Origin of the sequence: Variovorax sp. OK212 (genome assembly GCF_900112425.1) — a bacterium.
In the GTDB taxonomy this organism is placed as follows: Bacteria; Pseudomonadota; Gammaproteobacteria; order Burkholderiales; family Burkholderiaceae_C; genus Variovorax.
The window spans coordinates 86783-107124 of sequence record NZ_FOLP01000016.1; the positions used below are offsets into that span (position 1 = coordinate 86783).

The window sequence follows — 20342 nt, forward strand, 5'->3', positions numbered from 1 at the left end:
GACGGTCTTGACCGTGTTGAACTCATGAAGACGCCGCCGGCCAGCGGAACTGCGCCGGCTCGCGCGCGGCGAAACGCCGCACCGCCTCTTTCGCGTAGTCGCTGCCCGAGGCCAGTGCCTGGCCGTCGGCTTCCACGTCGAGCAGCGTCTGCAGGTCGTTGGCGAGCGAGTCGCGCAGCGCGCGCTTCGACAGCCCCATGGCCACCGGCGACGCGCCGGCAAAGCTGCGCGCAATGGCCTGGGCGCGCGGCAGAAGCGCCTGAACGGGCAGCACTTCCATCGCGATGCCCAAGCGCAGCGCCTCGGCCGCATCGACCTCGCGCGCCGAGAAGATCAGCTCCTTCGCGCGCTGCAGCCCGACCACGCGCGGCAGCGTGTAGTGCGCGGCCATGTCCGGAATGAGGCCGATGCGCTGGAACACCATGCACAGCCGCGCGCGTTCGCTCAGCAGCACGATGTCGCACATCAGCGCGATGCTGAAGCCCGCGCCGAAGGCCACGCCGTCCACCGCGGCGATGACGGGAATGTCGAGCGCCATCAACTCGGTGCAGATGCGCGAGTAGCGCGCCATGCCGTCGCGGCGCTGCTCGGCCGTGCGTGGCCCGCCCTGCCCCATGGCCTTGACGTCGCCGCCCGCGCAGAACGCGCCGCCCGCACCCGCAATGACCAGCGCGCGCACCGACGCGTCCGCGCGCAGCGCGGCCAGTTGCTCGCCGAGTTCGGCGGCCATGGCCGGGTCGAGCGCGTTCTTGGCCTCGGGGCGGTTCAGCGTCAGCAGGGCCACGCCGTCGTCGACGCGGAAGTCGATCGTCTTCATGGCGCGGGCTCCTCCAGCACCGAGATGGGCGTGCCGTCGACCATCACGTCGCAGTACTCCGACATGCCGAGCACGCGGCGCCCTTCGCAGCTGTACTCGGTGATGCCTTCGGTGATGCGGGTGTACGAGCCGTCTTCACCCGTGCCGCCTGCACCGCCCGCACCGCCCGCGCCGCCCGCGCGTTTGTGCCGCAGCGGCACCAGCGCGCCGACCTTGCCCTGCAGCGTGTAGCTGCGCTCGGCCGTGCGCAGGTGCGCGGTGAAGCTGCGCGGAAAGTAGCGCTCGTCGTAGACCGTCACGATGCGCCCGTCGATCACCGGCTCGTGGCGCCCGTTGCGCAGCACGTTGCCGCTCACGTGGTGGGCCTGTCCCTTGTGGTCTTTCCGGCCCTTGACCGACAGCAGCACGCCGAAGTCGCGCCCGAAGGTCACGGGCAGCCACTTGTACCAATGGAAGCTGTGCCAGTGGCGCGGCCCCCACGACTTGTCGCGGTAGCCCGTGCCGTCGATGTCGAAGCGCTGGCCGTCCACCGCGATGTGGCCGCGCACCGCCATGCTCTGCTCGGTGTGGCCGCGGTACACGGCGTTCGCGGGGTCGAGCACCAGGCGGCTGCCGTCGGGCGCGACGATCTCGCCGCCGTGCATGGGCGACACGCCCTCGAAGTCGAGCGCGATCGACGCGGGCCGCTTGGGGTAGCGCTTGAAGGCGCTGCTCGGGTCGGCCATGGCGTGCGGGTCGTCCATCAGCAGCAGTTCGCCCTCGTACGTCGCGCGCAGCCGCTTGAAGGGCTCGATCACCTCGAAGCGCAGGCCGCCGGCGTCCATGGCGTCGTTGTTCGCAATGTGCGGACGGGCATGCATGAAGCCGACGCGGCCGTCGGGCAGGTAGACGCAGCACGTCATCTCCGCGTGCCCTTCGTGCGGCCGGTTGCCCAGCCGCATCCACGCGCCGATGCCGCGCGCGGTGTCGAACGCGTTGAAGTACATGCTCTCGTTGTAGTTGGCGGCGTCTTCGGGCACGTGGGTGTACTCGTCCCTCGGGTCGAGGCGCAGCGTGCTGCCGGGCGGCATGTACATGGCCGCTCGCTCAGAGGCTGATGTGGAAGCCGCCGTTCACGCCCAGGTGCTGGCCCGTGATGTACGAGGCCGCGTCGGACATCAGGAAGCACACCGTCTTCACCACTTCCTGCGGCGTCGACCAGCGGCCCAGCGGAATCTGCGCCAGCATGCCGTCGCGGAATTTCTCGCCGCGCACCACCTCGGTCATGGGCGTCTCCACCACGCCGAAGCAGATGGAGTTGGTGCGGATGTTGTAGCGGCCCCATTCGCGCGCGGCCGTCATCGTCACGCCCAGCATGCCGGCCTTGGCGGCCGCGTAGTTGACCTGGCCGATGGAGCCCTTGCGGCCCGCGTCCGACGAGATGTTGACGATGGCGCCGCCGGTCGTGTCGCCCGCTTTCGCGCGCGCCACCATGTGGCGGCCCACGGCCTGCAGCCAGTAGAAGGTGCCGGTGAGGTGCACGTCGATCACCTCCTGCCACTGCGTGGGCGTCATCTTCTCGATCATGGCGGGGCGCGTGATGCCCGCGTTGTTGACCAGCCCGTGCACGCCGCCGAAGCGCTTCACGGCCTCCTCCACTGCGCTGGCGGCCAGCGCCGCGTCGGTCACGCTGCCGACCACCTGCTGCACGCGCGCGGCGGGCAGCTCGGCCATCGCGGCCTCGAGCGTGTCGGGGTTCAGGTCGAGCGCGACCACGTTGCCGCCGAGTTCGATCACCAGCTCGGCGGTCGCCTTGCCGATGCCCTGCCCCGCACCGGTGACGACGATGGTGCGGCCTTCGAGAGTGACGAGATTCTGCATGGGTTGCCCAGTTGAATTTAGTTTGGTTGAACCAATGATAGATGGCTTGCGCGAACCGATCAAGCGCGATCAATCCCGATCAGGCCGCGGCGCGCAGCGCCTTCGCGCGCTCGGCCTCCTGCAGCTGGCGCCAGGCGATCTTTCCGGTGGCGGTCTTGGGCAGCTCGGCCACGAACTCCACCAGCCGCGGGTACTTGTAGGCGGCCATCTTCTGCTTCGCCCATTCGACGATGTCGGCCTCGCGCACCCGCGCGCCCTGCCCTTCGCGCAGCACCACCACGGCCTTGACCGTCTCGCCGCGGTAGGCGTCGACGGCCGCGATCACGCAGGCCTCGGCAATGGCCGGGTGCTCGTGCAGCATCGCCTCGACCTCGGCCGGCCACACCTTGAAGCCCGAGGCGTTGACCATGCGCTTGAGCCGGTCGACGATGAAGAAGTAGCCCTCCTCGTCGCGCCGCCCCAGGTCGCCGCTGCGCACGAAGCGCTTGCCGTCCAGCACCAGCGTGGCGTTGCGCGTGGCCTCTTCGTTGCGCCAGTAGCCCGTGAAGACCTGCGGCCCGGCCATCACGATCTCGCCCACCTCGCCGGGCGGCAGCTCGGCCGATGTGTCGGGGTCGATCACGCGCAGGTCGGTGTTGAACAGCGGCACGCCCAGGCACTGGCGCTTGAACGCGGCCGGCGGGTTGCCCGACACGTGCGCGGTCTCCGAGAGGCCGTAGCCCTCGAGAAAATCGAGCCCGGTCAGCGCCTTCAACCGCTCGCCCACCGCCTCGGGCATGCCGGCGCCGCCGCCGCCGATGCGCCGCACCGAGCGCAGGTCGTATTCCGCCAGCCGCGGGCTCGCGAGAAAGTCGATCACCATGGTCGGCATCGCGGTCCAGTGGCTCACCTGGTGGCGCGCGATGAGCGCGGCCGCCTCGTCGCGGTTCCAGCGCTTCATGAGCACCAGCGTGCCGCCGCCGTAGATGGGCGCGTTCAGCAGGTTCTGCATGCCGGTGATGTGGAAGTAAGGCAGCGCCACCAGCTGCACCGAGTGCGGCACCAGCCCCATCCAGTGCGCGACGATCACCGTGCTGGCCGTGAGCGTGCGGTGCGTGTGCATGCAGCCCTTGGGCGCGCCGGTGGAGCCCGAGCTGTAGAGGATGAGCGCGAGCGCATCGGGCAGGTGCTCCAGCGGCGCGAGCGGGCCCGGCGCCGTGGCCAGCACGCGGCGCAGGCCGATGGTGCGTGCGGGGTTCCCGAGATTCCCCGCGCCTTCCGCGACAGTGTCGGCAGGCACATCCGCCGGCCCGGGGCTGCCCACGATGATCACGCGCCGCAGCTGCTGCGCCGCGGGCACGGCCAGCAGCTCGGCCACGTTGTCGGAGCCGCAGAAGGCCGCCACCGCGCCGGTGTCGCTCAGGTAGTGCGGCAGCTCGTCGCGCTTGTTCATCGGGTTCACCGGCACCACCACGGCGTTGATGCGCAGCACGGCGTAGTAGGCGGCAACCCAGCCGCGCCCGTTCTGCAGGCAGAGGAGCACGCGGTCGCCGCGCTGCACGCCGAGCTCGTTCTGCAGGAAGGCCGCGATGCGTTCCACCTGCTCGACCAGCTCGGCGTAGGCCAGGCTGCCGAAGTCGTCGACCAGCACCGCGCGCCGCGGCGAGCGCATGGCCGACACCAGCAGGTTGGCGCACAGGTTGGTGGGCGGAATGTCGATGTCGCGCGGCAGGCCGCGCGGCCAGGTGCTCAGTTCATGCGGGGTCACGCTTGTCGTCCTTCGTTCTTCGTGTTCTCTGGTCTTCGCTGGCGTTCTGCTTCACGCCCCGGCCTCGCCACAACGGCAATTTTCCATCTTGCATTGTTTTGGTTGAACCAATGATAATGACGACGGCAATCCACTGTCAACATGGAGCAAACCGAATGAGCATTCAACGGCGGGCCTGCATCGCGGGCGCTTTCGAACACCCCACGCGCAAGGCGCCCGACAAGACGGTGGCGCAGCTGCACGCCGAGTGCGCGCGCGGCGCGCTGGCCGATGCCGGCCTGTCCCTGCAGGACGTCGACGGCTACTTCTGCGCCGGCGACGCGCCCGGCCTCGGGCCGCTGAGCATGGTCGACTACCTGGGCCTGAAGGTGCGCCACGTCGACACCACCGACACCGGCGGCTCGGCCTACCTGGTGCAGGTGTCGCATGCCGCGCAGGCCATTGCGGCAGGCAAGTGCAACGTGGCGCTCATCACGCTGGCGGGCCGGCCGCGCAGCGAGGCCGCCGGCATCGGCACCGGGCCGCGCAACGTGACCGCGGCCACGCCCGACGTGCCCTGGGAAATGCCCTACGCGCCGGTCACCGTGAACATGTACGCGCTGGCCGCGGCGCGCCACATGCACGAGTTCGGTACCACCAGCGAGCAGCTCGCCTGGATCAAGGTGGCCGCCGCCGCGCACGCGCAGCACAACCCGAACGCGATGCTGCGCGAGCCGGTCACGGTGGAAGAGGTGCTGGCCTCGCCAATGATTTCCGACCCGCTGCACAAGCTCGACTGCTGCGTGGTGAGCGACGGCGGCGGCGCGCTGCTGGTGGTACGGCCCGAGATCGCGCGCGCGCTCAAGCGGCCTGTGGTCAACGTGCTCGGCGCGGGCGAGACCGTGAAGGGCCAGGCCAACGGGCAGGTCGACCTCACGTACTCCGGCGCGGCCGTGTCGGGGCCGATCGCCTTCGCCGAGGCGGGCGTGACGCCGGCCGACATCCAGTACGCCTCGGTCTACGACAGCTTCACCATCACCGTGCTCATGCAGCTCGAGGACCTGGGCTTCTGCAAGAAGGGCGAAGGCGGCAGGTTCGTGATGGACGGCAACCTGATCTCCGGCATCGGCAAGCTGCCGTTCAACACCGACGGCGGCGGCCTGTGCAACAACCATCCGGCCAACCGCGGCGGCATCACCAAGGTGATCGAGGCGGTGCGCCAGCTGCGCGGCGAAGCGCACCCGAAGGTGCAGGTGCCCAACTGCGGCCTGGCCCTCGCGCAAGGCACCGGCGGGCTGCTGGGCTCGCGCCACGGCAGCGCCACCCTGATCATGGAGAGGAACTGAAATGACCACGATGTACCAAGAGCGCGCGCTGGGCGCACCGATCGTCGACGCCGCCACCGAGCCCTACTGGAACGCCGCGAAGGAAGGCATGCTGCGCATCAAGCGCTGCACCGCCTGCGCCAGGCTGCACTGGTACCCGCGCGCGCTGTGCCCCTACTGCCTGGGCGACACCGAATGGGTCCATGCCTCGGGCCTGGGCACCGTCTACAGCGTGAGCGTCACGCGCCGCGCGGGGCCCATTCCCTACGCCATTGCCTACGTGACGCTCGACGAAGGCGTGACGATGCTCACCAACATCGTCGACTGCGACCTCGACACGGTGCGCATCGGCGACCGGGTGAAGGTGTGCTTCAAGCCGGCCGAAGGCGGCTTCGCGGTGCCGATGTTCGCGCCGCTTGCAGCGCCGGTTACTCCGACTTGATGTTCGCCTCGCGGATCACCGAGGTCCACGTGGCGTACTCCTCGGTGATGCGCGCGCCCAGTTGCTCGGGGGTGCTGCCGGTGGCATCGGCGCCGGCGGTCTCGAACTTCTCCTTCACCTCGGGCAGCGCCAGCGCCTTGACGATGGCCTCGTTGAGCTTCGCGACCACGTCGCGCGGCGTGCCGGCCGGTGCGAACAGGCCGAACCACACCTCGGGGTTGAAGCCCGGCAGCGTGTTGGCGATGGGCGCCGCGCCGGGCGCCAGCGGCGAAGCCTGCAGCGAGCTCACGCCCAGCAGGCGCACCTTGCCGTCCTTGATGAAGGCGTTCATCTGCGACGAGCTGGTGCTCAGCAGCACCTTCGACTCGCCCGTGAGGATCGCCTGCGTGGTCGGCGCCTGTCCCTTGTAGGGAATGTGCGTCATCTCGATGCCGGCGCGGCGGCTGAAGAGCTCGGTGGCCAGGTGGCCGAAAGAGGCGGGCCCGGCGGTCGCGAAGTCGAGCTTGCGCGGGTTGGCCTTGGCGTAGTCGATCAGTTCCTTGACCGACTTCGCGGGCACCGTCGGGTTGACCACCAGGATCATCGGCTGCAGCGACACCAGCGAGACGGGCGCGAAGTCTTTCAGGGGCGCGTAGTCGGCGTCCTTGGAGACCTGCGGCGAGATCACCAGCCCGTTGTTGGGGAACAGCAGCGTGTAGCCGTTGGCCGGCGCCTTCGCCACGAACTTGGTGCCGAGCACGGCCGACGCGCCAGCCTTGTTCTCGATGATGACGGGTTGCTTCAGGAAGCGCTGCATCGGCTCCTGCAGCACGCGCGCGAGCACGTCGGTGGTGCCGCCCGGCGGGTACGGCACGATGATGGTGATCGGCTTGTTCGGAAAGTCCGACGGCTGGGCAATGCCGGCCTGCGGCAGCGCCAGTGCGCCGGCCGCGAGCAGCGCGGCGCACAGCGACCTCGCCTTCAGTTTCACGAGGCGCTTCAACCTGCTTGTCATGTCTTGTCTCCTTCGTTGTTCGAACCGCGGGACCGGGGGCTTCAGCCGTTCACATGCAGCGTGCGGCTTTCTCTCAGTGCGTCGATGCGTTCCGCGCTCAGGCCCAGCAGCTCGCCGAGCAGCGCGGGGCCGTCGCCGCCCAGCGCCGGCACGCCGCCGCGCGCATGGGCGGCCGTGCGGCTGAAGCGAAAGGCCGGGTTGGGCACCTGGAACGCGCCCGAGCCGTCGTCGATGGTCTGGAAGGCCTGGCGCTCGACCAGCGGCGGCAGTTGCATCGCCTCGCGCACGGTGAAGTAGCGCGAGCACGGTACGCCCGCGGCATTCATCTCGGCCTCGCATTCGGCGGCGGTGCGCGAGGCGGCCCAGTCGTCGAGCAGCTGCATCAGCTCGCCCCAGTGGTGCTCGCGCTCCTGGCTGGTGCGAAAGCGCGCGTCGGTGATCCATTCGGGGTGGCCGGTGCCACGCGCCAGCGCCTCGAAGTTGTTCTGGCTCACGGGCGCGATCAACAGGAAGCCGTCCTTCGCCTTGGTCGGGCGGTAGAGCGGGCGGCGCCGCTCGGCCGGGAACTGCGCCTCCTGGCATTCGTAGACCAGCAGGCCCAGCATCGCGTCCATCAGCGACAGGTCGACATGGTCGCCCTCGCCCGTGCGCGCGGCGCGGAACAGCGCGCTCTGGATCGCGCCGAAGGCCAGCGAGCCGCCGAGCACGTCGGCCACGAAGATGCCGTTCTTCAGCGGCCGCTCGACGTCGCCCTCCTGGTAGTCGAGGTTCGCCATGTCGTAGCCGCTGGCCGCGTGCAGCACGGGCGCATACGCGCTGCGGCCCGACCAAGCGCCCTCCTGCCCGAAGCCGGAGATCGAGCAGTACACCAGCTTGGGGTTCAGCGCGCAGAGCGCCTCGTAGTCGAGCCCGAGCCGCTTCATCACGCCGGGCCGGTAGTTCTCGACCAGCACGTCGCACTGCGCGACCATCTCGCGCACCAGCGCAATGGCCTCGGGCTTCTTCAGGTCGAGCGACAGGCTTTTCTTGCCCGCGTTGAGCTGTGCGAAGTAGGTGCTGCGCCCCTCGCGGCGCGGCGGCCGCATGCGGATGTGGTCGCCCTCGGGCGGCTCGACCTTGATGACCTCCGCGCCGAGGTCGGCCATGAGGCGGGTGCAGTACGGGCCCGACATCATGGCGGTGAAGTCGAGGACCCGCACGCCGTCGAGGATGCCCGGCCTGGCCTTGGCCTTGGTGTCGCCGCTGTTGCCGCTGTTGCCGCTGTTGCTGCTGTTGCTGCTGTTGCTTCTGTTGCTGTCGCTGTTCATCTGGCGTCCTTCAGGCGATGTTCGATTCGGACACCGCGAGCGCGGCGAGCCGGCCGCCGCCAAGGGCGTCGAGGTAGTCGGCATGCGTGGCCGCATCGCCGGCGTAGCGTTTCAGGTAGGCAGCAAAGGCTTCCCCGCTGGCGCTGGCCTTCACGTACTCCTTCAGGTGGCGCTCGTCGGCGCGGTAGAGCGAAGGCGACGAGGTCGGGTGCGCGCCGTAGGGCGCCTCCACCACCGCGTCGACCATCACGCCCGGCAGCTTGGTGAGGTGGTTCGAGCGGCGGATGGTGTCGCTCGACACGATGCGGTCGACCGACACGATCACGTGCCGCGAGGCCTGCGCCAGCATCGCGTCGAAGAAGGGCGTGGCCAGGAACTGCACGTTGCCGTGCTCGTCGGCCTGCTGCGCGTGCAGCAGGCACACGTCGGGCTTGATGGCCGCCGCCGCGAGCATCTTGCGTTCGCCGGGCTTCGAAGGCAGGGGCCAGTAGTGCTCGGGCGTGTGGCGCGGCAGGTCGGTGCCCAGGTCGGGAATGGCGGTCCACGGCATGTCGCAGATGCCGGCGCGCAGGCCGCCCGCGATGCCGGGGCCGTCGAGCTCGTACACCTTCAGCGTGCCGGCCTCGGCCTGGCGGCGGAAGTGCGGCGCCAGGCCGAACTGCTCGAAGCTGATGAACACGCAGGCCGTGCTGCGCGCACAGCCCGCGCCTATGAGCATGTCGGGTGCGATGGAGCCGGGCGCGGGCACCAGGTCGAGGTTGCGCGCGCCCTTGCGGATCAGCGCGCGCACCAGCGCCATGGGCTGCGCGTTGAAGATCCAGCCGCCGAGGCCGACCTTGTCGCCGTCTTTCACGACGGACACGGCTTCGTCGAGCGAGACCAGCTTGCTTTTTTGAGTCATGGGTGGAGGCCTGTCAGGGAACGACCGGAAGCCGGTCAGGGGAACTTGCGGCGAAGCGTGCCGCGCGTGTCGACACGGGTGCGAAGAAGGTGCAGCTCTTCGGCGGTGGGCATGGCGGTGACGGGCGGCGTGCCGTCCACGCGCATCTCGAAGCCGGTGGCCGCGTGGATCTGTTCGAGCGTGACGCCCGGGTGCACCGAGCGCACGCGCATGGCCTTGCTGGCCGGCTCGAAGTCGAACACGCCCAGCGGCGACACCACGAGCTTCGGGCCGCCCGCGGGCAGGCCGGCTTCCTCGCGCGAGTTGCCGCCTTCCATGTGGCCCGGGCCGCAGAGAAAGTCGACGCGCGGCACGAAGGCGCTCCTGTCGTGCCGCGTGAGCGCCACGTAGAAGCGCCTGGCCAGCCCGCAGAGCGCGCTGATGCCCACCGTGCCGGGCCCGCGCACCTTGGGCCGCGCATGGTCGCCGACCACCACGGTGTTGATGTTGCCGAAGCGGTCGACCTGCAGCGCGGAGAGGATCGCGAAGTCGAAGAAGTGGATCTTCCAGTCGATGAAATCGATCATGTTCGGAAGGTCCATCCAGGCTTCGGACGACTCGATGTTGTCCGAGTCGGCGGTCGACAGCAGATGGTCGCGCACCGGGTTGACCATGCCGCCCGGGCCCGAGATCCACCACAGGCGCGGGGCTTGCATCTCGCGCGCCAGGTTGCAGGCGGCGAGCTGGATGTCGGAGTTGGTGCCGATGATGACCTTCTCGCCGTCCTCGAAGTCGCGTGCCAGCAGCACGGCGAGCAGTTCGCCGGTGGAGGGCGCGGAAGGCGCGGAAGGCACGGAAGACATCTCGTCGTCGTGCATCGCTTGAGGTATTTTTGGTTGAACCATTGCTAAATGCTAGGAATCAACCACCGCACTGTCAAGCGGGGTTCGCCTTGGGGCGGGCAAAAAAAGACCGCGCGCCTTGCGGCGAGCGGTCTGTGCGTGGCGCGTGCGGCTGCTACGGAATCAGCGTGCGGTCTTGCCCGCCGTCTTGCCCGCCGTCTTGCCCGCTGTCTTTGCCGCGGCCTTCGCGGCCGGCTTGGCCGCGGGTTTGGCGCGGGTCTTCGCGGCGGCCGGCGCCGCGGGCGCTTCCTCGGCCGCGGCGTCTTCCACCTTCGACAGGTAGCTGCGCTGCAGCCGCTTGAGGATGGATTCCATCTCCGCCACGGCCGCGGCCGCGTCGCGCGCCACCAGGTGCTTCAGGAAACGGCGGCGCGACGGCAGCACGTAATTGTTGTCGTAGTGGCCCACCTGTCCGATGAACTCGGCCAGCACGTTGAGCACGCCGTTCATCACGATCACCATGATCGGGTTGCCCGTCATGCGCGCAAGGATGCGGTGGAACTCCAGGTTGGTGGCGGCGCGCGCGGGAAAGTCGTCCTTGCGCATGGCCTCTTCGGCCGCGTCGATGTTGTTGCTCAGCGCCTCGATGTCAGCCGGCGTGGCGCGCGCGCAGGCCTCGCGCACCAGGATCGACTCGAGCCAGATGCGCGCCTCGGTCAGCTGCGCCGGCTGGATGGCGCCCATGTGGTACATGTCCATCAGGCCGGTGGCAATGGCGTCGCCGCTGCGCCCGCTGATGAAGGCGCCGCCGGTCGCGCCCTTCTGCAGGCGGATGAGGCCGGCGTGCTCCAGCGAGCGCAGCGCCTCGCGCAGCGTGTTGCGCGACACGCCGAACTGCTCGGACAGCGCGCGCTCCGACGGCAGGCGCGTGCCCACCTTGAGCCGGCCCTGCGCGAGCTCGGTGCGGATCTGCTGGGCGATTTCCTCGAAGGCGCGCGCGGAACGGATGGCCTGGAACTTGGCGGCCGGCGCCGCGGGGGTGTCTGCCGGTGTGGGCTGCGGTTCTTTGGCGGTCATCGGAATCTCCCGGAAAAATGAAAAGTTGGACCTTTGAGCCAATGATAAGTGGCACGGTCCGGGCCGGGAGGCGATGCGGGCCCGGCAACGGGCCGGGGCGCGAGCTGACGCTCGACTTCTAGCGCCCCGCCTTCTTGCGCTCCATGTCTTCCAGCAGCAGGTGCAGCGCGGTCAGGTGCTTGGCGAGCGCCGCGCTGGCCTTGTCCGCGTCGCGCTCGCGCATGAGCCGCAGCACCTTGCGGCGCACCTGCACCACGTTGCTGTGCGGCGTCTGCAGCTGCGCGATGAGGCCGCGCAATATCTCGGAGAGCGCGTCGATCAGCATCACGATCACCTCGTTGTGCGTCGCGCGGCCGATGAGCCGGTAGAACTCGGTGATGAGCCCGCTGTCGCGCACCGGCTTGCCCTGCTTCACCAGCTCGGCAAAGCGGTCGATGTCGGCCTCGATGGCGGCAAAGTCTTCTTCGGTGGCGCGCTCGCAGGCCAGCTTGATGGCCAGGCCGCACAGCAGGATGCGCGCCTCGGTCACGTCCGACACCGGCACCTGGTTGAGCGCCACCATGTCGCGCACCGCCTGCGTGATGCCCTCGGGGTGCGACTGCTTGATGTAGAAGCCGCCGTTGATGCCGGTCAGCGCCTCCACCATGCCCGCCATCTCCAGGCTGCGCAGCGCCTCGCGCACGCCGCTGCGGCTCACGCCGAACTGCTCCGACAGCTCCTTCTCGCTGGGCAGCCGGTCGCCCGCGGCCAGCAGGCCGTCGGCCACCTGCTGGCGGATCTGGTCGCAGATGGCCTCGAAGGCGCGGCGCATGCGCACGGGCGCAAAGACGGGTGTGGTTTCGGACATGGCTCCTTTCCTCCTTCAGATCACGGTTGGCGGCACGGCCGCCGGGGTCGGCGCCTAGTGTGCCTCCCCCGGGCCGGCCCGATTGACCATTGTCGCCGCATTCGATATGGTTGAACCAATGAAAGCCTAACGATAACTTCCTACACTTCAGGAGACAAGCCGATGAACCCGTCCCGCCGCCACACGCTCGCCACCGGTCTCGGACTGCTGGGCGCAGCCGCCCTGCCGCCGCTCATGGCGCCAGCATCCGCCCGGGCCGACCCGGCCTACCCGAACAACGTCGTCAAGTTCATCATTCCCACGCCGGCCGGCGGCGGGCACGACACCATGATGCGGGTCATCGGCCAGAAGCTCACCGAGGCCTGGGGCCAGCCGGCCATCGTGGAATCGAAGGCAGGGGCGAGCGGCGCCATCGCGGCCGCCACGGTGGCCAAGGCGGCGCCCGACGGCTACACGCTGCTGGTGAACTACAGCGCGCTCATCAGCAACCTGGTGCTGCAGCCCACGCAGACCTACAAGCTGTCGGAGCTGGCGCCCATCAGCATGCTGGCGCTCACGCCCATCGCCATCGGGGTGCGCGAGTCGCTGAACGTGAAGACGCTCAAGCAGCTGGTCGATCTTGCGAAGAGCAGGCCGGGCAAGATTTCCTATGGCTCCTACGGCCCCGGCTCGGGCGGCAACTTCGTGGGCGAGCTGCTCAACATGGCCGCGGGCATCGACACCGTGCACGTGCCCTACAAGGGCGAGGCGCCGGCGCTGCAGGACCTGATGGGCGGGCAGATCGACACGGCCGTGGTCTCGCTGGGCGGCGTGTCGCGCTACCCCGGCAAGATCCGCGCGCTGGCGGTGGCCAGCCCGACCCGCTTTCCGCTGTACCCCGACGTGCCCACCTTCGCCGAGGCCGGCTACCCCGAGGTCAACATGCCGGGCTTCGGTGCGCTCTTTGCGCCGGCGGGCACGCCCAAGGCCATCATCGACAAGCTCACGGTGGAGATGGCGCGCATCGTGAAGCTGCCCGACGTGGCGCCCAAGCTGCTCGAGCTGGGCTTCGAGCCCGCGGGCTGGGGGCCGCAGAAGCTCTCGGCCTTTCTCGCGGAGCAGCTCGCGCTGACGCAGAAGCTGGTGGCCACGGGGCGCATCAAGCTCTGAGCGCTTCGCGCGGCAAGCGCAGTGAGCGCCGCGAGAGCCGCGAGAGCCGCGAGAGCCGCGAGCGCGACAATCGCGACAAGCGCGCCGGGGGTTGCGCCGATATGATTTGCGCAGCCCGCCGACAGAGCTCCCGCGCTTGAACCACCACAACCCCGCCGCCCCAGCCCCCGCGCCTTCCATCTGGCGTCCGCTCGCGCACCGCCCGTTCCGCGGCCTGTGGACGGCCGGCAGCCTGTTCTTCGTGGGCAACGCCATGCAGAACATGGCGGCCTCGTGGCTGATGATCGAGCTCACGGCCTCGTCCTTCCTGGCGGCGCTGGTGCAGACGGCCTCGTTCCTGCCGATGTTCCTGCTGTCGCTGCCCGCCGGCGTGCTGGCCGACACCACCGACCGCCGCACGCTGATGCTGCGCATCCAGGGCGTGTACACGGTGGCGGCGTTGGTGCTCACGGGGCTGGCGCTGGCCGGCTGGGTCGGGCCGGGCACGCTGCTGTTCTTCACCTTCCTGCTGGGCGTGTGCACGGCGCTGCAGTCGCCCTCGTGGAACTCGGCCGTGAGCGACGCGGTCGATCGCAAGGAGCTGCCGCAAGCCATCACGCTGGTGTCGATGGCCTTCAACGGCGCGCGTGCCGTGGGGCCGGCGCTGGCGGGGCTGGTGTTCGCGCTGACCGGCGCCAGCGCGGTGTTCGTGATCGCCGTGCTCACGGCCGTCGGCATGAGCTACGCCACGCGCCGCTGGCCGCCGCGCCCGCCGCTGCCCGGCAAGCTGCCGGCCGAGCGGCTGTGGGGCGGCATGCTGAGCGCGCTGCGCTATGCGCGGCATTCGCCGGCCATCTTCGCGCAGCTGATTCGAACCGCCGGCTTCAGCGGGCTGGGCTCGGCGCTGTGGGCGCTGCTGCCCGTCATCGCATCGCAGCGGCTCGGCCTGGGCGCGGCGGGCTACGGGCTGCTCATGGCCTGCCTGGGCACGGGCGCGGTGTCGGCCGGCTTCTTCGTCGGGCGCATCCGCTCGCGCTTCGGGCTCGACACGCTGGCCGCGTGCTGCTGCCTGGTCTTTGCCGGCGCGATGCTGGTGGGCGCGCTGTCGACCTGGCGCCCGCTGGTGTACCTGAGCTTTGTGCTCGGCGGCGCGGCGTGGATGACCATGATGTCGACCTTCAACGCCGCCACGCAGACCAGCGCCCCGCCATGGGTGCGGGCGCGCGCCGCGTCGCTGCACACGCTGTGCTCGCTGGGCGCCTTCGCACTGGGCTCGGCCCTGTGGGGCGCGGTGTCGAGCCTGCTGGGACTGCCGGCGGCGCTGTGCCTGTCGGCCGCGTTCATGGTCGCGAGCGTGGGGCTGGCGCGGCCGTACCCGCTGCGCATGGGCGCCGACGACGAGGTGACGCTGGCCGACCACCGCGACGAACTCTCCCTGCCGACCGAGCCGGAATTCGAGGCCGGCCCCGTGGCGGTCGAGGTGGTCTATTGCATCCGCGAGAGCGATGCGCGGCGCTTTCTCGATGCGGTGCAGCAGCTGGCCGTGCCGCGCCGGCGCGGCGGCGCCACCTTCTGGCGCGTGTACCGCGACCTGGGCGACCCGAGCCGCTATGTCGAGCGCTTCATCGTGACCTCATGGGCCGACTACCTGCGCCAGCGCGCGCGCGCCACGGTGGCGAGCAACGAGCTCGAGGCAAATGCGCGCAGCTACCAGGTGGCCGACGTGGCGGTGGTCACGCGGCACTACCTGGCCGAACGCAGCCCCTGAGCGGCATTGCGTTCAACGCTCAATCGACCCAGCGGCTCGCCTCGCCCACCGCCGCGCGCGCGGTGCGAAAGCGGTTCGCCGGGTGCTCCGGATCTTCGTAGCCGAACGAGATGCCGCACACCACCTGGCGGTCGTCCGGAATGTCGAACCACCGGTGCAGGAACTTCGCGCGCGAGGCGATGGCCGCCTGCGCGATGCTCGCGACGCCGCGCGCCCGCGCGGCCAGCATGAAGTTGCTGACGTACGCCCCGCAGTCGAGCACGCCGTAGGTGCCCAGCACCGCCTCGGTGGTGACCAGCGCCATGTGCGGCGCGCCGAAGAAGCCGAAGTTCAGCAGCGCCTGCCGCGCCGAGGCCTCGCGGTCGCCGTGCGCGATGCCCACGCTGTCGTACAGCTGGAACCCGCACTCGCGGCGGCGATCGCGGTACACGCCGCGGTACTCGGCCGGCGGCGCGATGTCGAAGGCCTGCTCGGCCGATGCCTCGGGCGTGGCCATGGCCCGGCGCAGCCGCTCGGTGGCGTCCGCGCTGGTCACGGCCACCTGCCAGGGCTGCGAGTTGCACCACGAGGCGGTGCGCTGGGCGGCACGCAGGATGGCGTCGATCACCTCGCGCGGCACGGCCTGCGGCAGGTAGCCGCGGCAGCTGTAGCGGGCGTCGAGCACGGCGTCGAAGGCTGCTGCTGCTTGGGGGTCGTCGGAAGTGGAGGGATTCATGTCGGCTTCAACAAGGGTTGCATGGGTTCGGCAGGCGTGCGCAGGAAGCCTTGCGCGGGAGCGATCCAGTCGATGTCTTGCGGCAATAGCGCGATGCGTGCCGGCGCGCAGCTGCCGCTGAAGAGCGTCTTTTCTTCTTCGAGCAGGAAGCAGCGCTCGCCGGACGCGCGCACGGTGGTGAGCGTGAGGCCGCCGAGGTCGACGAGGTGGGGGGCAGCATCCGCGTCGCTCGTGCCCCCTGCGCCGGTGGCCAGCGTCCACCGGATCTCTCCGGGCGCCGCCGCACGCACCGTGGCCAACGCGCCATCGTCCTTCGGCGCGTCGATCAGCGCCCACGCATTACCCTCGCCGCCGCCCACCAGGTAGCTGTTGTGCCCGGCCTGCGCGCCGGTCGTCACGCGCAGCACATGCGGCGACAGGCGCACCACCAGGCCGTCTTCCAGCGTGTGGTGGCACTGGCCGTGTCCGTCGGGATCGAGGCGCCCGACTTCCGCGTACGCCGGCTCCCACGGGTTCACCGGATGGCGCCCGGCCTTGCCGTTGGCCACGCGCGGCATGATCATCGGCACCTCGCGCAGCGCCTGCGCGCCGTCGATGCAGGCCTGCGCGGTGTCGAACGCTTGCAGCTGCTCGAGGATGCGGCGCGTGACGTTCATCAGCTTCAGCGCGCGCGCCTCGCTCAGCGCCTCGGCGGGCGTGAGCCACATGCACTCGACCGTCTCGCGCGTGTCGGCGCTCGGCGTCTGCGCCTGCGGTGCGAGGGCGACGAAGAAGCGCGTGTCGAAGCGCCGCGGCATGCCCGGCGGCGTGAGCCAGTGGCTGAAGTAGCGCAGCCGGTCGACCGCCAGCCGCCAGCCACGCTCGCGGCACATGTGCAGCAGCGCGTCGGAGCCTTGCTCGGCCGAGTGGCGCAGCGCCTCGCGTTCGCTGGCCGGCAACGCATCGAGCGGCGCCAGCGCGCCGGCCTCGTCGGACGCGAACAGCAGGCCCGCTTCTTCGAAGCACTCGCGCACGGCGGCCACGTAGTAGTCGAGCCCGTTGGCCGGCACCGCCAGCCGCAGGCTCGCGGCCGCGTCGTCGAGGCCGCAGCAACTCGCGTGCATGGCGGGGTCGTGCGTGTCGACCGTGCCGCCGGGGAACACGCTGGCGCCGCTGTTCTGGTCGGCCTCTTTCTCGGCCCTGCGCAGCATCAGCACCTCGAGCCCCCTGCCGCTGGCCGCGCCGTCGCGCAGCACGATGAGCGAGGCGGCCGTACGCACCGGCCGCACGCCAGCTGGCTTTGCACCCGCGTTCGTGCCCGGGTTTGTGCCCGGGTTTTCGCCCCGGTTTGCAGCCTGTGCCGCGGCCGGCAATTTCATACCTTGATTCATCGGCGTACTTGTCGAATCGGACATCTATGGTTGATCCATTCTAAAGGTTATTGGAACGAATGCTTTACACGGCGACGTGCGCGGCCCTAGCATTGGTCCTACCAATCTGGTCATCCAGATTGGACACACCACATTCTGTGTCCGCGCACACCCACGACCCATCAAGGAAAACGCGCCCATGCTCTCCCACGAAGACAACGAAACCCTGGTCCGCGTCGGCCCCGACACCCCCATGGGGCAGCTGATGCGCCTCTACTGGATTCCCTTTCTTCCCAGCCGCGACCTCGTGGCCGACGGCCAGCCGCAGCGCGTGCGCCTGCTGGGCGAAGAGCTGCTGGCGTTTCGCGACACCGAAGGCCGCATCGGCCTCATCGACCATGCCTGCCCGCACCGCGGCGCGCCACTGGTGTTCGGGCGCAACGAGGACTGCGGCGTGCGCTGCATCTACCACGGCTGGAAGTTCGGCGTGGACGGCCATGTGCTCGACACCCCGGCCGAGCCCGCGCAGAGCCGGCTGAAGGACACCGTGCAGATCAAGAACTACCCCTGCCGCGAGCGCAACGGCATCGCCTGGACCTACATGGGCCCCGACCGCGACCACCTGCCGCCGCTGCCCAACCTCGAATGGAACCTGGTGCCCGAGGAGAACGTGTACGTGAGCTTTCGCGTGCAGGAGTGCAACTGGCTGCAGGCGGTGGAAGGCGAGATCGACTCGGCGCACGCGCCCATCCTGCACGGGCGCATCGACCAGCAGGGCGCCATCAGCGACTGGACCGCCAAGAAAGACCTGCGACCCACCTTCGAGTGCAAGCGCCAGGACTTCGGCATGAGCGTGGCCTCCAAGCGCGTGCTCGACGAGCGCACGCACTACTGGCGCGTGAACCAGTTCCTGCTGCCCTTCTACACGCTGGTGCCACCGCAGTCGCAGTACCCCGAGCTCAGCGGCCACGCCTGGGTGCCGCTGGACGACCACCACACGCTGTGCATCATGTTCTCGTACCACCCGGTGCAACCGTTCTACGAGAAGACCCGCAAGATCTTCGACAACGGCCACGCCGGCCGCGAGACCGGCCACCCCAGCGTGAACGCCTACGCGCCGCGCCCGGCCACCGAGCCGTACGCGAAGTACTGGACGAAGTTCAACCTGCAGAGTGCGTTCCTCTTCAACTACGACGCGCAGACCAAGACCTGGTTCTCGGGCCTGCCGGGCCTGTGGGTGCAGGACGCGGCCTGCCAGTCGGGCGTGGCGCCCATCTACGACCGCTCCAAGGAGCACCTGGGCATGAGCGACACCGGCATCGCGATGACGCGCCGGCTGTTGCTGGAGACCGTGCGCAACCTTGCCGTGCGCCAGCAGCGCCCGCCGCGCATCGAGGACCCCGACCTGCCGATGGTGCGCGCGGTGTCGCTCACGCTGCCGGCCAGCGCGTCGTGGAACGAGTCGGGCCGCGAGCTGATGACCGCGCGCCTGGGCGCCGACTTCGGCTACACGCCATGAACATGCCCGCCCCCATCGACCTGCGCCTGCGGCAGATCCGGCTGGAGGCCGAGGGCATCGCGTCGTACGAGTTCGTCTCGGCCGACGACGCGAGCCTGCCCGCCTTCACCGCCGGCGCGCACATCGACCTGCACCTGCCGCACGGCATGGTGCGCAGCTACTCGCTGGTCAACGCGCCCTCCGACGGCGGGCGCTACGTGGTGGCCGTGCAGCGCGACGCCGAAGGCCAGGGCGGCTCGGCGTGGATGCACGCCGCGCCGCGCGTGGGCGACCGCCTGCGCGCCACGCCGCCGAGCAACGACTTCGCGCTGGCGGAAGACGCCGCGCATTCGGTGTTCATCGCGGGCGGCATCGGCATCACGCCCGTCATGTCGATGCTGCGGCGGCTGCGCGAACTCGGCCGGCCGTGGCGGCTGCACTATGCGAGCCGCTCGCCGCGCGAGACCGCGTACGCCGACGCGCTGCGCGCCATGGCGGGCGACGGGCGCGAGGTCGATTTCTGCTTCGGCTCCTCGCGCATCGACCGGCTGGACCTGGCCGGCATCGTGCGCGACGCGGCGCCCGGCACGCACCTGTACTGCTGCGGCCCGGCGCGCATGATCGACGCCTTCATCGCGGCCTGCGCCACGCGGCCCGCGCACACGGTGCACTTCGAGCGCTTCGCCGCCACCAGCGAGGCCGCCACCGAAGGCGGCTACGACGTGGTGCTCCAGCGCAGCGGCCATCGCTTCACCGTCGCGCCCGGCAAGACCATTCTCGACACGCTGCTCGACCACGCCGTGGACGTGCCCTACGCCTGCACCGCCGGCGTGTGCGGCACCTGCCGCACGCAGCTCGTCTCGGGCGAGCCCGACCACCGCGACGACTTCCTGAGCGCCGAGGAAAAGCAGGCCAACGACAGCATCATGATCTGCTGCTCCGGCGCGCGCTCCAAGACGCTGGTGCTCGACCTCTGAACAAGGACCCGAGGCACGCCATGACCACCACCACCGAAGCGCACGAGACCGGCAGCGGCCACGGCGCCATCGCCGGCATCCTCGCGTACCTGCGCGACCGCCGCCTGCAGCCCGGCGACCGGCTGCCCTCGGAGCGCGACCTGGCCGAGCGGCTGGGCGTGGGCCGCAACGCGGTGCGCGAGGCGCTGGCGACGCTGGTCACGCTGCGCATCGTCGAGTCGCGGCCCAACTCGGGCATCTACCTGCGGCACGTGGAGCGCGAGGCCAGCTTCGAGGCGCTGGTGATGCTCACCGACATGGGCGGCACGCCCACGCCGGTCGAGGTGGCCGAGACCATGGAAGTGCGCGGCCATCTCGAAGTGCTGGCCGCCGGCCTCGCCTGCCAGCGCCGCACCGACGCCGACCTGGAACGCATGCAGGCCGTGCTGCAGCGCACGCAGGAGGTGCTCGCGCAGAACGGCAACATCGCCGCGGCCGACACCGACTTCCACATCGCGCTGGTCGACGCCACCCACAACTCGGTGCTGGTGCGCGTGCTGCACGCCTTCTACCGCTTCACCGGCCGGCGCCGCGAGGCGATGTTCGAGGACACGGTGCAGGGCACGGCCTCGCTGCGCGACCACCGGCGGCTGTTCGAGCACATCCGCGAACGCGATTCGGCCAAGGCGCAGCTGCTCATCCTGCGGCACATGGACCGCGCGCGCAGCTACTGGTCGACCGTGCTCGGCGACTGAGCGCGCACCACAGATTCACCCACGCATCCACGCATCCCCACAAGACAAAGGAGACA

General features: G+C 70.0%; 19 protein-coding genes. 7 read left to right on the forward strand and 12 right to left on the reverse strand.

The genetic code is table 11. The annotated features are described in order from the left end of the window. Window positions 1-22: 22 nt before the first annotated feature. From BM004_RS31000 to BM004_RS31015, 4 genes are all read right to left on the reverse strand, one after another. Window positions 23-817: an enoyl-CoA hydratase/isomerase family protein gene (locus tag BM004_RS31000; protein ID WP_093219088.1), complete on the reverse strand. Its 795-nt coding sequence runs from the start codon at window positions 815-817 to the stop codon at window positions 23-25. Then, a complete protein-coding gene (locus tag BM004_RS31005; RefSeq protein ID WP_093219089.1) occupies window positions 814-1893 on the reverse strand; it encodes a DUF7064 domain-containing protein in 1080 nt (359 codons plus the stop codon). The genes BM004_RS31000 and BM004_RS31005 overlap by 4 nt, the downstream gene beginning before the upstream one ends. Window positions 1894-1903: 10 nt before the next feature. Further along, the gene (locus BM004_RS31010; protein WP_093133141.1) at window positions 1904-2677 is read right to left on the reverse strand and encodes an SDR family NAD(P)-dependent oxidoreductase; all 774 of its coding nucleotides are present in this window, start codon (window positions 2675-2677) and stop codon (window positions 1904-1906) included. Window positions 2678-2756: 79 nt separating this feature from the next. Beyond that, entirely contained in the window at window positions 2757-4424 is a 1668-nt protein-coding gene (locus BM004_RS31015) for a long-chain-fatty-acid--CoA ligase (RefSeq protein WP_093219090.1), read from the reverse strand. Between the two features lie 155 nt (window positions 4425-4579). Between BM004_RS31015 and BM004_RS31020 the strand changes: the two genes are divergently transcribed. Continuing rightward, entirely contained in the window at window positions 4580-5749 is a 1170-nt protein-coding gene (locus BM004_RS31020) for a thiolase domain-containing protein (RefSeq protein WP_093219091.1), read from the forward strand. A gap of 1 nt (window position 5750) precedes the next feature. Beyond that, window positions 5751-6170 (forward strand): Zn-ribbon domain-containing OB-fold protein, encoded by a 420-nt coding sequence (locus tag BM004_RS31025; RefSeq protein ID WP_093219093.1) that lies wholly within the window; start codon window positions 5751-5753, stop codon window positions 6168-6170. Here the strand turns inward: BM004_RS31025 and BM004_RS31030 are convergent. From BM004_RS31030 to BM004_RS31055, 6 genes are all read right to left on the reverse strand, one after another. Further along, the gene (locus BM004_RS31030) at window positions 6157-7164 is read right to left on the reverse strand and encodes a Bug family tripartite tricarboxylate transporter substrate binding protein (RefSeq protein ID WP_093133133.1); all 1008 of its coding nucleotides are present in this window, start codon (window positions 7162-7164) and stop codon (window positions 6157-6159) included. The two genes, BM004_RS31025 and BM004_RS31030, sit on opposite strands and share 14 nt — an antisense overlap. A 41-nt stretch (window positions 7165-7205) precedes the next feature. Beyond that, the gene (locus BM004_RS31035; protein ID WP_093219094.1) at window positions 7206-8471 is read right to left on the reverse strand and encodes a CaiB/BaiF CoA transferase family protein; all 1266 of its coding nucleotides are present in this window, start codon (window positions 8469-8471) and stop codon (window positions 7206-7208) included. Window positions 8472-8481: 10 nt separating this feature from the next. Beyond that, window positions 8482-9372, reverse strand: coding sequence for a CoA transferase subunit A (locus BM004_RS31040; RefSeq protein ID WP_093133128.1), 891 nt, complete (start codon window positions 9370-9372; stop codon window positions 8482-8484). A 35-nt stretch (window positions 9373-9407) separates the two neighbouring features. Then, window positions 9408-10229 (reverse strand): CoA-transferase subunit beta, encoded by an 822-nt coding sequence (locus tag BM004_RS31045; protein ID WP_218152754.1) that lies wholly within the window; start codon window positions 10227-10229, stop codon window positions 9408-9410. 147 nt (window positions 10230-10376) lie between these two features. Continuing rightward, on the reverse strand, window positions 10377-11270 hold the full coding sequence (locus BM004_RS31050; RefSeq protein ID WP_093219096.1) for a FadR/GntR family transcriptional regulator: 894 nt from the start codon (window positions 11268-11270) through the stop codon (window positions 10377-10379). A 118-nt stretch (window positions 11271-11388) separates the two neighbouring features. Beyond that, window positions 11389-12117, reverse strand: coding sequence for a FadR/GntR family transcriptional regulator (locus BM004_RS31055; RefSeq protein ID WP_093133124.1), 729 nt, complete (start codon window positions 12115-12117; stop codon window positions 11389-11391). A gap of 162 nt (window positions 12118-12279) precedes the next feature. Here BM004_RS31055 and BM004_RS31060 point away from each other — a divergent pair, with 162 nt between their 5' ends. Together BM004_RS31060 and BM004_RS31065 are read left to right on the forward strand one after the other, a co-directional pair. Beyond that, window positions 12280-13266 (forward strand): tripartite tricarboxylate transporter substrate binding protein, encoded by a 987-nt coding sequence (locus tag BM004_RS31060; RefSeq protein WP_093133122.1) that lies wholly within the window; start codon window positions 12280-12282, stop codon window positions 13264-13266. 136 nt (window positions 13267-13402) lie between these two features. After that, the gene (locus tag BM004_RS31065) at window positions 13403-15013 is read left to right on the forward strand and encodes an MFS transporter (protein WP_093219097.1); all 1611 of its coding nucleotides are present in this window, start codon (window positions 13403-13405) and stop codon (window positions 15011-15013) included. A gap of 19 nt (window positions 15014-15032) precedes the next feature. Here the strand turns inward: BM004_RS31065 and BM004_RS31070 are convergent, their stop codons facing one another. Then, window positions 15033-15728 carry a nitroreductase gene (locus tag BM004_RS31070; RefSeq protein WP_093219099.1) on the reverse strand — a complete coding sequence of 232 codons (696 nt, stop codon included), beginning with the start codon at window positions 15726-15728 and terminating at the stop codon, window positions 15033-15035. Beyond that, the gene (locus BM004_RS31075; protein ID WP_256220123.1) at window positions 15725-16987 is read right to left on the reverse strand and encodes an NUDIX domain-containing protein; all 1263 of its coding nucleotides are present in this window, start codon (window positions 16985-16987) and stop codon (window positions 15725-15727) included. Before BM004_RS31075 ends, BM004_RS31070 begins: the two co-directional genes overlap by 4 nt. A gap of 289 nt (window positions 16988-17276) precedes the next feature. Between BM004_RS31075 and BM004_RS31080 the strand changes: the two genes are divergently transcribed. Genes BM004_RS31080 through BM004_RS31090 form a run of 3 tightly spaced genes read left to right on the forward strand, consistent with a single transcriptional unit; the run spans window position 17277 to window position 20286 of the window. Continuing rightward, complete coding sequence (locus tag BM004_RS31080; RefSeq protein ID WP_093219102.1) at window positions 17277-18596, forward strand: Rieske 2Fe-2S domain-containing protein; 1320 nt, start codon at window positions 17277-17279, stop codon at window positions 18594-18596. Then, on the forward strand, window positions 18593-19552 hold the full coding sequence (locus BM004_RS31085) for a PDR/VanB family oxidoreductase (protein WP_093219104.1): 960 nt from the start codon (window positions 18593-18595) through the stop codon (window positions 19550-19552). The genes BM004_RS31080 and BM004_RS31085 overlap by 4 nt, the downstream gene beginning before the upstream one ends. Before the next feature lie 20 nt (window positions 19553-19572). Then, window positions 19573-20286, forward strand: coding sequence for a FadR/GntR family transcriptional regulator (locus BM004_RS31090; RefSeq protein WP_093219105.1), 714 nt, complete (start codon window positions 19573-19575; stop codon window positions 20284-20286). Window positions 20287-20342: the final 56 nt, after the last annotated feature.